Source organism: Providencia sp. PROV003, from assembly GCF_045040775.1.
GTDB lineage: Bacteria > Pseudomonadota > Gammaproteobacteria > Enterobacterales > Enterobacteriaceae > Providencia > Providencia huashanensis.
This window is the reverse complement of the sequence record NZ_CP096369.1, coordinates 3862687-3878226: the sequence shown is the minus strand read 5'-3', so window position 1 is coordinate 3878226 and position 15540 is coordinate 3862687. Positions and strand designations below refer to the sequence as shown.

Here is a 15540-nt window from a genome sequence, read left to right as displayed (position 1 = left end):
AGAAATAGAGGGTGAGTATTATCAACTTGGGAACAGATGAGGTTAACTATGATACCTTAGCTGATTTTAATACAAAAAAACAAAATGGTGTGGTATATGCGGGGAATCGGATTGTTCCTGTAGTAGTAGAGTGCAGTGAAGAAACTACCCCATATATTGATTTTTCTACGATTAGCAATACCTTTTCAAATAATACATCTGAAGCTATTTTAAATGTAAATAATCCGATGCTTGATGGGAAACCTATTTTAATCGATGCTATTGAATTAAATAGCTCAAATAGAATCAACTCATCACAAAAAGATGTTAAAATTCATCCCAATCTACGTATTCAACCCGCACAGGGTGAAAAAGGAAAAGTATTTTCCTTCAATTTACTTGTTGATTTAAAAATTAATTCATTGAGTAAAAAAGGTGTTGTTGTTCGGAACAAAATACCGTTAAAAACGTTGGGTGGAAGTACAAGTTTAAGTATTAGTTATTCAGAAATGACAACAGCATGTAATCTTATTGTTGATTCTACCTCAATTGACTATGGTGCTATAAATAGAAATGAGTTAAGTAATTATTCTTATACAATATTACCCGAAAAAAATATTAACTTCACTGTACAATGTGATTCGGGGAAAACTGCTATAGCACTCCAAACTTTTAATCAAATTGAACGTTCACTTGCGCCAAATAAACAAGAAGGTGTTAGCGGTTATGGAGTTCCTCCTGTTCAGTTATTAAATAACAATATGATGGCAGGGGGATTAGGTAATACTCAGGAAGGTGTTCCTATTGGTGGATATGCGATAGCGTTAGATTTAGGTTCTTTATATGTAGATAATAAGGCAGAGAGAGTGCAGCCAATATCAGGTAATGCATCTTGTGGAGACCAAAATATCATTTGGCAACATGCGAATGGTGATTTATTACCTAATGATTCCTCAAATAAAATCATATCTTGGGCAAAATTAGGGAGTTTGCAACCTGCTCTTTTTTCTAATATAAAAGGCACAATAAAAGTTCAAGCTTTTATTAATAAAGCTTCTTTACTAACTGTTAATAAAGAAATTAAATTCAAAGGCCGCTCTATCATTGAATTATGCTATTTGTAGATTTAAGGGGGGCAGGCTACGTCGCATCAACACATAGTCGCAAATTTATTCTCGGTTGGTCTGTTTTTGCAGTATTTGAACGGTACGTAAAACAGCATTTTCTATGTTTGATTACCAATTCCAAATATTCGTTATTAATTCAAAAACAATATACGGAAATGGAAACCTGCATCGGATAAATTGTTTTATACCTGCGTATTGCTTGATAAAACCAACCCCAACTAACAGAGCCAGTTGCAATGCGCTAAGGTAAGGGGGGCTTTATTTCAAGCCCCAACGAGTATTAATACATCACTTTATGGCCATAGCTTTCGAGAATGCTTTTAACACGCTCCATGACTTCTTTTGATGGTGGTCTCACCCCATCGAGTTTATATTCTTCACCCATAGTTTCCCACTTGTGTTTACCCAGCTCATGGTAAGGTAATAACTCGATTTTTTCGATATTACTCATATCTTTAGTAAACTCACCTAGCAGATGCACTGAGTGGTCATCATCACTCCAACCTGGCACAACGACATAGCGAACCCATGTTTTTTGATTACGTTTAGCCAGATAGCGAGCGAATTCAAGTGTACGCTGGTTGGATACACCCACTAATTTTTGGTGGATATCATCATTGATTTGTTTTAAATCGAGCATGACTAAATCAGTAACATCCATTAGTTCATCAATAACAGGGTCATAGCGGCGCACAAAGCCATTCGTATCTAAGCAAGTATGGATATTTTCTTTTTTACAGGCGCGGAACCAATCGCGGACAAATTCTGCCTGCAAAATTGCCTCGCCACCGGATGCGGTAACACCACCACCGGTTGCATTCATAAAATGGCGATAGGTAACTGCTTCTTTCATTAGTTCATCGACAGTCACAATTTGACCGCCGTGGGTATCCCATGTATCGCGGTTATGACAATACAGACAGCGCATTAGGCAGCCTTGGAAAAAGACAATAAAGCGGATCCCCGGACCATCGACGGTACCGCATGATTCAAAAGAGTGAATACGGCCAAGTACGGCAGGGGTTTCTGTCACATTAGTTGTCGCTATTGTTTTAGTTTTAGTATCATCGATAGACATAGCAGGCACTCCAAAATATCCGTCATACCGCAAACTTTAGAGAGAAAAATATCGTTGCTGGTATAGATAAAAAGACCCCATAAAACGGGGCCTTTAATTTACTTTATTTTAATAAGCTAATTATTACATTGTACTGGTGAAAGTACGAGTAATAACGTCTTGCTGTTGTTCTTTAGTCAGTGAGTTGAAACGCACTGCGTAACCAGATACACGGATAGTCAGTTGTGGGTATTTTTCTGGGTTTTCCATTGCATCTAACAGCATTTCACGGTTCATAACGTTAACGTTCAGGTGCTGACCGCCTTCGATAGACGCTTCATGGTGGAAGTAACCATCCATCAGACCTGCTAAGTTAGTTTTACGAACATCGTCATCTTTACCTAATGCATTTGGTACGATAGAGAAAGTATAAGAAATACCGTCTTTCGCGTAAGCAAATGGCAGTTTAGCAACAGAAGTTAACGATGCAACCGCACCTTTTTGGTCACGGCCGTGCATAGGGTTTGCACCTGGGCCAAACGGAGCACCTGCTCGACGACCATCAGGGGTATTACCTGTTTTCTTACCATACACAACGTTAGATGTGATAGTTAAGATTGACTGAGTTGGTACTGCGTTACGATAAGTAGGTAGTTTCTGAATTTTCTTCATGAAACGTTCAACTAAGTCACACGCGATATCATCTACACGAGAATCGTTATTACCGAATTGTGGATACTCGCCTTCGATTTCAAAGTCGATTGCAATACCGTCTTCATCACGAATTGGTTTAACTTTGGCATACTTAATCGCAGACAGTGAGTCAGCTGCAACAGACAGACCCGCAATACCACATGCCATTGTACGATAGACATCACGGTCATGCAGCGCCATTAGAGAAGCTTCATAGCTGTATTTGTCGTGCATGAAGTGGATGCAGTTCAGTGCAGTGACGTACTGAGTTGCTAACCAGTCCATAAAGCCATCCATTTGATTCATCACAGTATCGAAGTCAAGGACTTCGTCCATGATTGGTGCATGTTTAGGACCAACTTGCATTTTCAGTTTTTCATCGATACCACCATTGATGGTATACAGCATGGTTTTCGCTAAGTTAGCACGAGCACCGAAGAACTGCATTTGTTTACCAACAATCATTGGGCTAACACAACATGCAATAGCGTAGTCATCGTTGTTGAAATCTGGACGCATCAGGTCGTCGTTTTCATATTGAACTGATGAAGTATCGATAGAGACTTTTGCCGCATATTTTTTGAAATTCAATGGCAGTTTTTCTGACCACAAAATAGTCATGTTAGGCTCTGGAGATGGGCCCATGGTATACAGTGTGTTCAGGAAGCGGAACGTATTTTTGGTGACTAAAGTACGGCCATCAAGACCCATACCCGCTAATGATTCTGTTGCCCAAATTGGGTCACCAGAGAATAGCTCATCGTATTCAGGTGTACGTAAGAAACGTACCATACGCAGTTTCATGACTAAGTGGTCAATCAGTTCTTGCGCTTGTTGTTCAGTCAGTTTACCTGCTTCGATATCACGTTGGATATAAACGTCTAAGAACGTTGAAACACGACCAAATGACATTGCTGCACCATTTTGTGATTTCACTGCGGCTAAGTAACCGAAGTAAGTCCACTGTACAGCTTCTTGTGCATTTGTTGCTGGTGCAGAAATATCGTAACCGTATTTTGCAGCCATTTCTTTCATTTGACCCAATGCGCGGTGCTGTTCAGCAATTTCTTCGCGCAGTTGGATAGTCATTTGCAGGTCTTCACCTTTTTCTAATCTTTCTTGCAAAGAGGTGAATTGGTTAAATTTGTCTTTCATCAGGAAATCAATACCGTACAGTGCAACGCGACGGTAGTCACCGATGATACGACCACGACCATATGCATCCGGTAGACCTGTTAAGATACCTGATTTACGGCATTTTAAGATGTCTGGTGTGTAAACGTCGAAAACACCTTGGTTGTGAGTCTTACGATATTCAGTGAAGATTTTTTTGATTTCTGGGTCTAAAGTGCGGTCATAAGCTTTACATGAGCCTTCAACCATTTTGATACCACCGAACGGGATAAGACCACGTTTCAGAGGGGCGTCAGTTTGTAAACCAACGATTTTTTCTAATTCTTTAGTAATGTAACCAGCATCATGGGAAGTGATAGTTGACGCAACATCTGTGTCAAAATCAACTGGCGCGTGAGTGCGGTTTTCGATTTTGATCCCTTCCATGACTTTATCCCACAGTGCGTCAGTCGCTGGGGTAGAGCCTGCTAAGAAAGATTCATCACCTTCATATGGAGTGTAGTTTTTCTGGATAAAATCACGTACATCGACGTTATCCTGCCAGTTACCTTGGTTAAAACCTTGCCATGCTAAAGCGAATTTTTCATTTAACTCGGACATGATACTTTTACCTTTTAACAATGGATCTTTTAAGGATCTTAATAAATCTTTTTGTGTGTGTCAGTGGCTATTAATGTTTTTGGCCACCACGTAAATGCATGAACCAATAAATGAGGCCGACTAAAATCGCGCCGCCAATAATATTTCCAATAGTGACTGGAATTAAGTTATCTGTAATAAAGTTTCCGACTGTTAGGTGCGAAAACTGCTCTGGTGACATATTGATTTGAGCCCAATACTCAGCAGGAGCAAATTCTTTAATCATAATCCCTAATGGGATCATAAACATATTTGCAATGCTATGTTCAAAACCGCTTGCTACAAACATAGCAACAGGCAGAACAAGAACAACCAGTTTATCAGTTAAGCTACGACCTGAATAACTCATCCAAACCGCAAGGCAGACCATTAAGTTTGCTAAAATTCCTAATGCAACAGCTTCAACAAAAGTATGGTGTAATTTATGGCTGGTGGTTTGTAAAACGTTAAGACCCCATAGCCCATTTGCTGCAGTATATTGCCCTGCGAACCAGATAATTGCGACAAAGAACAATGCACCAATTAAGTTACCAATGTAGACATGAAACCAATTACGGAACATTTGTCCCCAAGTGATCCTGCCTGTGGCTTTCGAAACAATAGTGAGTACGGTAGAAGTGAAAAGGTCGGCACCGCATACAACGACTAGCATCAGACCCAAGGAGAAACAAATCCCACCAATGAGCTTAGTAAAACCATAAGGCGCTTCAGCCGCCCCTGTAGTTGCAGTGATGTAAAATACAAATGCGATAGAGATAAAAATACCGGCAGTGAATGCTGACAAGTAAGTAATTGCAGGATGCTTATTCGCCTTATAAAAGGCCGCATCATCTGCGACTTGCGCCATTACAGCTGGTGGCAGTAAATTAAAAGGGTTGTCAGCTTTCATACCAACACTCTCTTACAAAGTTGATTAATTATAGCACGCAATAATAGTAACAAAGGGGATAAATGAGAAATTTGATGTGGATCATGAAGTCTCTAGAGAAAGTGGTCAAAATGGTTAATTAAATGTTAAAATTAACTGTAACCAAATGAAAAATAACATAAAAATATTTTTTAAAATTTATAAAATATTTTTATAAAGGCTATCTTAAGGCCAGGATTAAGTAAAAAAATACGTGCAAATGTTAATTATTTAAGATGAATATGATCCGTTTAATATTTAATTTAACTTATGTGTATATATCCCCCTAACTTGTATAACTTTAATCTGATATACCACTTTTTAGTTAGTTATATTAACGAGCAATATTTATCTAACAATTATGCCAATTATAAGAAAATAATCTTTGATGGAAGCAACCAATACTTTAAATTTTTATGAAGACACTAAATTAGTTTTCAGTATAAAATTCAATATCTTCTAATGTATTTAGCTCTTGTTCGATGCGTTCACGGCTGTTGAGCAATGTTTTGATGACTTGATCAACTTTTTGTTTATCACTGCGGAAGGTCGGAATAGATACACTAATTGCTGCAATGATTTTATTACGTTGGCGCAATGCCACAGCATAGCAAGTTGTTTCTTCGTTGATTTCTTTATTGTCTACGGCATAGCCATTTTGGCTAACAATATTAAGTTGCTGACGCAATTCAGGTAGAGTTTGCACACTATATTGAGTGAGTGGCGTAAAGCCAGAAGGGTATAGCTGAGCAATTTGTTGGTCAGTATAGTTAAAAATCATCGCTTTACCCAATGCTGAATAAATGGCGGGTAAGCGGGTTCCAATGTTAGAAACTAGTTGGACTTTTTGAGCAGATTGCACTTTGTCTATGTATAGTACATCAGCGCCATCTAAGATGCCCATTTGGCAAACTTCATTACACTCTTCAACAATTTGCGTCATCTCTCGATGTATCATTTTCAACCAATATGATTTTTCGAAAAATGAGCGGGAAAGAATTGAGCACGCAATACCTAAATAGTAAAGCTGGCTCTTATCATCGTAATTGATATACCGAAACTCAGCCAATGTTTTTAAAATAGGGTAAATTGTCCCCTTTAAAATATTAGTTTTATCAGAAAGTTGTGTCAAAGAAAGCCCAGTATTTTCAGCCGCTAAAACTTGAAGTATCTCTAATACTCGAATTGTCGGCATGTGCCCCGTAGACATTGAACTATCTCCCTGATTAATTTTGCCGCTATTCTAGGTTTAAAATAACACGATGTAAATCGCCGTAGAAAAACGATTTGTCTCATTTCCATCATGAATAAACCTGATATGAGCAATAAAAAGCCGTGATACTGCTCAAAATTTTTTAATAAAAAAAATAGATTTAATCTACCGTTATTATCCCTTTCATCAATTAAATCTCAATTAATCAATTCATTAAGTGAATAGTTAAAGTTAATGGATAAATTTGACTCCATCTAGAATTCGTGTTTATTTGATTGTGTTTTTATTTATGAATGCAGTTTGTATATATGAACACTGGTTGGTGAAGAAAAAGAATAATGGAGAAAAAAAGTATGGAAAGTCGTTATATTACCCCCGTAGTGACCGTTTTTGATGACAAGGGGCGAGTAGATCTTGAACAGAACTTACACGTTTATGACTCTTTGAAAGGAAAGGTGTCAGGTTTTGTGACGATGGGGAGTACTGGGGAGTTTTTTGCATTAAATATGCAGAATTCAAAAGCATTAATAGAACTTTGTGGCGGTTATCAAAAAGAAGGAATGCATGTTTATGCAGGGGCAAGCCGCCTAGATGTGAATGAATCCATTGAATTGGCTAATTTTGCCTATGAGCAGGAAATTGACGGTGTGATGATCATTAGCCCGTATTATTTCCCACTAGACGATGAAGGGGTTTACCGTTTTTACAGTACGATTGCGGAAAAAACACCCGCTAAAATTTTTATTTATAACTTCCCTGAGCGCACTGGCTACTCTGTTTCTCCTGAGGTTTGTCTTCGCTTAGCGGATAAATACACTAATATTGTTGGGCTAAAAGATACCATTCCTGACACTTCTCATACAGCTCAAGTGATTGAAACAGTAAAATCACGGCTCCCACATTTTGAAGTTTATGCAGGCTATGACAATAACTTTGCTCATGTCGTGTTGTCTGGCGGAAGTGGCTGTATCGGCGGTTTATCGAATATTTTCCCTCAATTTTTTGCATCATGGATGCAAGCTTTTGCTCAAGGTGATTTAGCATTAGTCGCAAAATATCAGCAACGCGTCGACCAATTAATGGCGATTTATGGGGTGAATACGCCATTTATTCCAACATTTAAAAAAGCGTTACAACTCAAAGGGGTGATTAATTCTGATCATTGCACATCACCATTTATTGGATTGAACAGTACACAGACAGAGCAGCTTCAGCAGCTATTGGCACTTGCTGATGCACCGCTCTAATCTTTCCTGAATCCAAAACATAGAACATCTTACTGACAGGGAAAAAATATCATGGCAACGATAAAAGCTTATAACAATCCCGTTTTAAATTCTGCGATAGCCAAATCGTGGAAGCGTTTAGTCCCCCTGATGTTTATTTTGTATTTTGTTGCATTCATTGACCGAGTGAATGTTGGTTTTGCCAAAGATGCCATGCAAGTGGATATTGGCTTATCAGATTCTGCCTTTGCATTTGGTGCAGGGATTTTCTTTGCTGCGTATGCATTATTTGGCATTCCCGCAAACTTGATTTTAAATAAAATAGGCGCCCAAAAATGGCTCAGTATTACGACGGTCATTTGGGGGGTTCTTTCTGCAATGACAGGGTTTGTTACCAATGAAACGCAATTTATTATTTTGCGTTTTTTACTTGGGCTGGGTGAAGCTGGGTTTTATCCAGGGATCTTATTACTAGCTTCTATTTATTTTCCAAATAATGTTCGTGGCTCAGTGATTGGTATTTTTGTTCTTGGTGTGCCACTTGCGTTAACTTTAGGTTCACCGTTATCAGGAGCTTTGCTTGAATTACATGGTTGGTTAGGTCGTCCGGGATGGTTCTGGATGTTTGTTATTGAAGGCTTACCCGCGATTGTTATTGGTATCTTTGCATTCTTTTATCTGGATGATAGCCCCGAAAAAGCACGTTTTCTTACTGATGAAGAGAAAAAAGCACTGACAGAGCAGTTAGCAAAAGAAAATGAAAAAACAGAAACAACATCGGTATTATCTGCACTGAAAAATGCCAAAGTATGGCACTTGGCATTGATTTACGGCACGATCCAAATTTCAGTGTATGGTTTGATGTTCTTTTTACCTTCTCAAGTTGCATCCCTCATGGGGGAAAGCCTAGGCTTTAAACAATCACTGGTGGCTGCAATCCCTTGGGCTTGTTCTGCATTCGGGGTGTATTTTATCCCTCGTATTGCTGACAGGTACCCAAATCGTCGCATCGAAATCTCTGTTGTGTGTATGCTAGCAGCCGCTTTAGGTCTTGCATTATCTGCATTTGCGAGTCCGGTATTCGCTATTGCAGCTCTCTGTTTAAGCGCGGTAGGTTTTTTATCAGTGCAACCGATTTTTTGGACATTTCCTCCACAGCTATTGAGCGGCCCAGCACTTGCTGCAGGGATCGGCTTTTGTACTACGATGGGGGCATTTTGCTCATTCCTTGCGCCAATCATTCGCGTTGAGGTCGATAAAATGATGAATAGTACTACCGCGGGTATTGTCACTTTAGCGGTGATCACTGTGGGGTGCGCATTGCTTATTGGGTTACTAAAAAAGAATACACATAAAAAAAATATTAAGGCGTTACCGTCAAATTAATAGCTTGATTTCTGGAAGGTGAAACATGCAAAAAATATTAAGAATAGATGAAAGTGATAATCTGATTGTAGCGCTGAAAGACTTACATGCAGGTGAGACTTATCAATGGGGAAATGAAAGCGTTACGTTAGTGACAGAGGTCAAAGCCAAGCACAAATTTGCCCTTGAAGCTATCCCTGTTGATGGCATTGTGTCTATGTATGGTACGGCAGTAGGGAAAGCCACAAAAGCTATCGCAAAAGGTGAGGCGATTACGGTTGATAATATCCGCCACTATGCTGCACCTGTTTCGTTAGAACAAGAGCCTTATGAATGGCTGGCCCCAGATGTTTCACAATATAAGGGGCGTACATTTAAAGGGTATTTACGGGATGATGGCCGCGTTGGTACGGCTAATTACTGGTTAATTTTTCCATTAGTGTTTTGTGAAAACCGCAATGTGACTAAGTTGACTGATGCTCTTAATGACGCATTGGGTTACAGCAATAATAGCTTAAAAAGTTTCGCACTTGATTTAACGGCAGGCGCACAAGAGGCAATCACTAAGCCAAAACTATTTCCACATATAGAAGGTGTTCGCTGTATTACTGTAACCAGCGGGTGCGGTGGGGCAACGTCAGACAGCAAAACGATGTGTGATGTGCTTGCGGCTTATGCAGACCATCCTAATGTTATTGGGATCACTGTATTTAGTTTAGGTTGTGAAAAAGCACAGCGGGACATGTTCAAAGAATCACTTTTTGCCCGTAATCCTAACTTTGATAAACCGACGCTGTATTTCCGTCAACAAGAATGGAACAGCGAGGAACAAATGATGCAAACGGCATTAAAGCAAACGTATGAGAGCATGAAAGCAGTTAAGCCTCAGTCTCGGGTTGATGTCCCTCTATCATATTTAAAACTAGGTGTTAAATGCGGGGCATCTGATGGTTTTTCAGGGATTTCTGGTAACCCTGCAATGGGGTTAGTTTCTGATTGGTTAGTGACTCTTGGCGGTGCATCTGGTTTAGCGGAATTCCCCGAACTCTGTGGTGCTGAAGGGGATATGGTGAAACGCTGTATCGCTTTTGATGATAAAAAGAAATTCCTTGAACTAATGGAACGCTATGAAAAAACGGCAAATTTCTTTAGTACGACCATTGCAGATAACCCAAGTCCGGGCAATATTGCAGATGGGTTGATAACAGATGCAATTAAATCAACGGGAGCGGCTAAAAAGGGTGGAACATCGCCAATTAGTGCGGTGTGTGATTATGCAGAGCCAATGCCAAATAGTGGGTTATCGTTAGTTTGTACGCCCGGTAACGATGTGGATGCGGTTACGGGGTTAGTGGCTGCGGGATGTAATGTGGTTATCTTCTCGACGGGTCTTGGTACGCCGACAGGGAACCCAATTGTTCCGGTGTTGAAAATATCCACAAATAGCGCAATAGCAGAGCGTTTATCGGATATGATTGATTATGATTGCGGGCCAATTATAGAGGGTGTCCCATTACCGACGATTAGCGAAGGGTTGTTTGAGCGTGTTATTGAAACGGCGAGTGGGGACTATAAAGTCAAAGCAGACCGTTTAGAGCAGTATGATTTTTTACTGTGGAAACGTTCACTCGATTTATAAGTTATTTAGAATAAAACTAAATATTGACGGGGTAATGATACCCCGTCAATAAACTAATACCTATTATGCGTTGTCTCTTTTCGCTTTTTGTAGTTTTTCATAAGCGGCAAGCAAGGCTTGATGTGCAGGTAACGCTTTTAGTTCATCGTCAATGGACCACAAACCATAGAAACATGATTCACCCGCAAGAGCCGCAGATGCTGCATCCACCGCTTCTTTCCCATACATACGAACAAATGCGTTGTAGTATTGAGTAGGCTCACGCTGTTCTTCTTGAGAAAGCAACAGCAGGGTTTGCAAACAACGATAATAATTTGCACGCTCTGCAGTAAATACTGAACTGTTGAAATCTTGCGTCCACTCAACCCAAGCTAATGCTTGCTCAAGGTCACCACCAGCCAGTGCTAGCATGGATTTTAGCTCACCAATACGCAGGTTGCTCCAGCCGTTATCTTTACCCACAGCTAAACCAAGTAGCTCACGGACACGGGTGAAGTCGTCTAGACCGTCATCATCTAATTGCTCAATAAGGGCAAGGTAGTCTTGCTTTTCCCATTGGCTATCCGGCAAATTAATAATAGTATCGCGTAAATAAGCCCCCATCGCATTATTGGCGATATGTAGGTCTTCAACCGGGTAAATATCAGACATACCCGGTACTAAGATACGGCATGCGTATACGCCTAAATGGTTATAGTCCGCAATATACACTTCTGCATCTAAGGTATTGAAGATACTGATAAGGGTTGCAAATTCTTCTTGGGTTGTCCCTTTGAAACTCCAATCTGCAAATGCATAATCCGCATCATCTTTGAATAGATCCCAGCTAATTAAACCACTTGAATCAATAAAGTGAGTTTCAAGATTGGTGTGTTCAGCCACTTCTTCGTCATCAAACGTTGGGGCATTGAATACATCGAGGTCTTTTAAGCCACGACCTTGCAGTAATTCAGTGACGGTACGTTCAAGGGCAACACCAAAGTCAGGGTGAGCTCCAAATGAGGCAAAACAAGTGCCATTTTGTGGGTTAAATAACACGACACAAATGACAGGGTATTTCCCACCTAATGAAGCGTCGTAGCAGAAAATTGGGAAGCCTTCTTTTTCAAGGGTGTCAATAGCTTCAACTACGCTAGGGTAACGTGCCATCACGTCTGCTGGGATCGTTGGTAAGCTGATACTTTCTGCGATAATTTTGTTTTTTACAAAACGTTCAAAGACTTCAGAAAGGCCTTGTACTCGGGCTTCATTCGCTGTATTTCCCGCAGACATACCGTTAGAAACGTATAAATTGCCAACGATATTCATTGGAATATAAACCGTTTTATCGTCTGATTGGCGGGTAAATGGTAGGGCGCAAATACCCCGTTCTTCATTACCTGATTGCAAATCAATTAATTGGCTTGCTGCTAATGCGTTATCTGGGTCATAGAATTTGAGCAGACGGCTATCTAATAAGCCTTCAGGCAAGCTGTCATCTTCTGTCAGTGGGAACCATTTTTCATTGGGATAATGAACAAAGTCCCCTTCAGAAATCGCTTTACCTAAGTAAAAGTCAGCAAAGAAATAGTTAGTTGATAAACGTTCAAAATACTCGCCAAGTGCAGAGGCTAATGCCGCTTTTTTGCTCGCACCTTTGCCATTAGTAAAGCAAAGAGGGCATTCTTTATCGCGAATATGTACTGACCAAACGTTTGGTACAGGGTTTAACCAAGATGCTTCTTCAATATCAAACCCCAATTTTTTTAATTTGGTTTGAAATGCATCGATGGAATCTTCAAGAGCGGCATCTTTGCCGGGTATAAAAGTTTGGCTCATTGTCAGTCACTTGTGAGTAGGGTGTTTCAAACGGGCTATGATACGGATTTTTGTCGTCAGCCTCACGCTTTTTATTCGTTCATAGAGAAATCATCTTAAAATTCATTATTTATCGTAAAATAATTATATAGATCACATAAAACCCAGCACAAATACACATAATAACTGAAGTTTATTAATGAAAGGAAATTAAGATGAAAAACAGAAATAAAGCGCTGCTCGCGACACTGGTTTCATTGTTTGCCGTATCAGCAATTGCCCAACCCAATATTACGGTATTAGCGACGGGAGGGACTATTGCTGGAGGCGGAGATTCAGCAACCTCTTCAAACTACCAAGCAGGTAAAGTCGGGATTGACGCATTAATTAATGCTGTTCCAGAAACTAAAAAAATTGCTAATTTAAGTGGTGAGCAGTTGGTGAATATCGGTTCCCAAGATATGAATGACCAAGTTTGGCTAACACTGGCTAAAAAGATTAATCAAGATTGTGATAAAACTGATGGTTTTGTGATCACTCATGGGACTGATACATTAGAAGAAACCGCTTTTTTTCTCGATTTAACCACGAGTTGTAAAAAACCTATTGTATTAGTGGGGGCAATGCGCCCCTCAACGGCGTTAGGTGCCGACGGCCCGCTTAATTTGTATAACGCCGTCGTTTTAGCGACAGACAAATCAGCAGGGCAGCGTGGGGTTTTAATGGCTATGAATGATAAAGTTGTTCAAGGCCGCAATGTGATGAAAATGAGTACTACAGAAGTACAAGCGTTTGATGCAGTGAACGCGGGGGCCGAAGGGTTTATTCATGATGGTAAAGTGACGTACTTCCAAGCTGCCCAGCCCCGTAGTGATAAGGCGGTATTTGATGTGAGTAAACTCGAAAAACTACCGATGGTGGGTATTGTTTATAATTATGCTAATGCCTCCGCAGCACCAGTTAAAGCACTTAGAGAAGAAGGGGTTGAGGGGATAGTAAGTGCGGGAGTCGGTAATGGTAATATGTATAAAACGGTATTTGATGCCTTAGCAAACGCAGCAAAAGAAGATGTTGTGGTCGTGCGTTCAAGCCGTGTACCAACAGGCTATACCACACGTAATGCGGAAGTTGATGATAACTTATATGGCTTTGTAGCATCAGAACGGTTAAACCCACAAAAAGCACGGGTTTTACTGCAATTAGCTTTGACGCAAACGAAGGATGCAAAACAAATTCAAGAACTATTTGAACAATATTAACCATGCATAGAAGGCGGTGAGTTTACCGCCTTCTAGTTACTGACCTTTCATTCTGTTAGCAACGATATTTGCCGTCATTAAGGCAAGTAACGGGATCAGTGAAAACACAGCAAATAGCCAACTCGCTGAGGATTGCGCCCCTTCAACTCCCCCTGGTACTGATAACCCTGCAAGGTTGGCGATTAACCCAGCTAAAGATGCGCCAAACGCAGTGGAGAATAGCTGCAATGTGGTAATCGCTGAAGAGGCTTTTTGTGATTCAGGGCCGATAGAAACTTGCAGGACACGGGTTAGCAAATGTGGCCAAGCTGCGCCGATACTAGCTCCTGTTGTGAATAATGCTAAGCAGATTATCCAGATTTGCAGCGTTTCAATCTGCCAAATGTTTGTTATGAAAAGCGCTAAAATAGCTAATGCACTAAAGGTAATAAAAGGGCCTATTCGTATAGTTTTTATCGCATGTTCGGGTTTGCATGAAGACGAGATAATGGCAGAACATGACCATCCTGCTCCAACTAAGGCGGCCAAGTAGCCTGACATTAATGGAGCAACACCATGAAGGGTTTGTAAAAAATAAGGGACAAAAACTTCTGTTTGCACACTTAGCCCTAATAGCGCCATCGTAAGGTAAATAGGAGCAAGTTGTGCTTTGTAATGGAATGTACCTTGGGGAAATAGTGTATTTTCGGCTGTCCGTTCAAGTTTAACTAATCGTATACATAATAAAATGGCAATTAACATCCCAAGAATAGGGATTAGACTTGCTTTACTTAGACTTCCAAGTGAAATAGCCAATACTGCGGCAGAAAGTAGCAACAAAGCTTGCAGTGGGATTGGGTCTTGAGGGCATTTTTCAGTTAAATTATGACTTGGTAAAATCAACCACGTTAGCCATAAATAAGGTATCCCAACAAATACTAAGCACCAAAATGCACCGCGCCAGATATCATATTCAGCAAAAAAACCACCTAATGCGGGGCCCAGTAATGTTGCCATCCCCCACATACTCGACATCATGGCTAATACTTTTGACCATAGGTGCTGAGGGAAAACAATATGCACCATTGAGTAGGAAAGTGTCAGTAATATTCCCCCGCCTGCTCCTTGAATAATCCGGCCAAGCAACATGATAAACATAGAAGGCGTGATGGCACAAATAACAGAGCCAATTAGGAAGATAGCAGTAGCGAGTAAATAACTCCGTTTAGGACCGAGATGGTTTAAAATCCGAGAGGTTAGTGCAGAAAGAATAATGGATGAAAGGATAAATAAAGTTGTATTCCATGCATAGAATCGGATACCACCAATATCCCTAACGACAGAAGGGAGCGTTGTGATAGTGATATAAACATTAATCGCATGTAGGCAAATGCCCCCTGCTAACGCTAGAGTTAGCCAAAGGTTTTTACCCGTAAGGAGTACGCTCCAGCCTTGTTCGTTATTCTGAGTCATCCATTTTCTCTAATATGTGAAATAAATTAAGAAAACCCAACTAAATATGCTTA

The 15540-nt window shown here is 40.2% G+C and carries 11 protein-coding genes; 5 read left to right on the top strand and 6 right to left on the bottom strand.

Features of this window, described 5'->3' with window-relative positions; genetic code table 11:
• Nucleotides 1–11 precede the first annotated feature (11 nt).
• On the top strand, nt 12–1103 hold the full coding sequence (locus M1F14_RS17825; protein WP_181469164.1) for a DUF1120 domain-containing protein: 1092 nt from the start codon (nt 12–14) through the stop codon (nt 1101–1103).
• Nucleotides 1104–1386: 283 nt separating this feature from the next.
• Here the strand turns inward: M1F14_RS17825 and pflA are convergent, their stop codons facing one another.
• From pflA to M1F14_RS17805, 4 genes are all read right to left on the bottom strand, one after another.
• Nucleotides 1387–2184 (bottom strand): pyruvate formate lyase 1-activating protein, encoded by a 798-nt coding sequence (gene pflA, locus M1F14_RS17820; RefSeq protein ID WP_048606575.1) that lies wholly within the window; start codon nt 2182–2184, stop codon nt 1387–1389.
• Between the two features lie 123 nt (nt 2185–2307).
• The gene (gene pflB, locus M1F14_RS17815) at nt 2308–4590 is read right to left on the bottom strand and encodes a formate C-acetyltransferase (protein ID WP_042846497.1); all 2283 of its coding nucleotides are present in this window, start codon (nt 4588–4590) and stop codon (nt 2308–2310) included.
• A gap of 70 nt (nt 4591–4660) precedes the next feature.
• Nucleotides 4661–5518: a formate transporter FocA gene (gene focA, locus M1F14_RS17810; RefSeq protein WP_048606577.1), complete on the bottom strand. Its 858-nt coding sequence runs from the start codon at nt 5516–5518 to the stop codon at nt 4661–4663.
• A gap of 448 nt (nt 5519–5966) precedes the next feature.
• The gene (locus M1F14_RS17805) at nt 5967–6746 is read right to left on the bottom strand and encodes an IclR family transcriptional regulator (protein WP_181469165.1); all 780 of its coding nucleotides are present in this window, start codon (nt 6744–6746) and stop codon (nt 5967–5969) included.
• 356 nt (nt 6747–7102) lie between these two features.
• Between M1F14_RS17805 and M1F14_RS17800 the strand changes: the two genes are divergently transcribed.
• From M1F14_RS17800 to M1F14_RS17790, 3 genes are read left to right on the top strand one after another with little or no spacing between them, the layout of a single operon-like run.
• Nucleotides 7103–7996, top strand: coding sequence for a dihydrodipicolinate synthase family protein (locus tag M1F14_RS17800; RefSeq protein ID WP_131680520.1), 894 nt, complete (start codon nt 7103–7105; stop codon nt 7994–7996).
• A gap of 51 nt (nt 7997–8047) precedes the next feature.
• Nucleotides 8048–9361 carry an MFS transporter gene (locus M1F14_RS17795; protein ID WP_042846493.1) on the top strand — a complete coding sequence of 438 codons (1314 nt, stop codon included), beginning with the start codon at nt 8048–8050 and terminating at the stop codon, nt 9359–9361.
• A gap of 25 nt (nt 9362–9386) precedes the next feature.
• Nucleotides 9387–10979: a UxaA family hydrolase gene (locus M1F14_RS17790; protein ID WP_042846492.1), complete on the top strand. Its 1593-nt coding sequence runs from the start codon at nt 9387–9389 to the stop codon at nt 10977–10979.
• Between the two features lie 63 nt (nt 10980–11042).
• Here M1F14_RS17790 and ycaO read toward each other — a convergent pair whose 3' ends face one another.
• Nucleotides 11043–12797 carry a 30S ribosomal protein S12 methylthiotransferase accessory factor YcaO gene (ycaO, locus tag M1F14_RS17785; RefSeq protein WP_071547884.1) on the bottom strand — a complete coding sequence of 585 codons (1755 nt, stop codon included), beginning with the start codon at nt 12795–12797 and terminating at the stop codon, nt 11043–11045.
• Nucleotides 12798–12991: 194 nt separating this feature from the next.
• On the opposite strand from ycaO, the gene ansB reads away from it, so the two are divergent.
• Nucleotides 12992–14035: an L-asparaginase 2 gene (gene ansB, locus M1F14_RS17780; protein ID WP_048606585.1), complete on the top strand. Its 1044-nt coding sequence runs from the start codon at nt 12992–12994 to the stop codon at nt 14033–14035.
• Nucleotides 14036–14071: 36 nt separating this feature from the next.
• Here ansB and M1F14_RS17775 read toward each other — a convergent pair whose 3' ends face one another.
• Nucleotides 14072–15487 (bottom strand): MFS transporter, encoded by a 1416-nt coding sequence (locus M1F14_RS17775; RefSeq protein WP_048606586.1) that lies wholly within the window; start codon nt 15485–15487, stop codon nt 14072–14074.
• Nucleotides 15488–15540 lie beyond the last annotated feature (53 nt).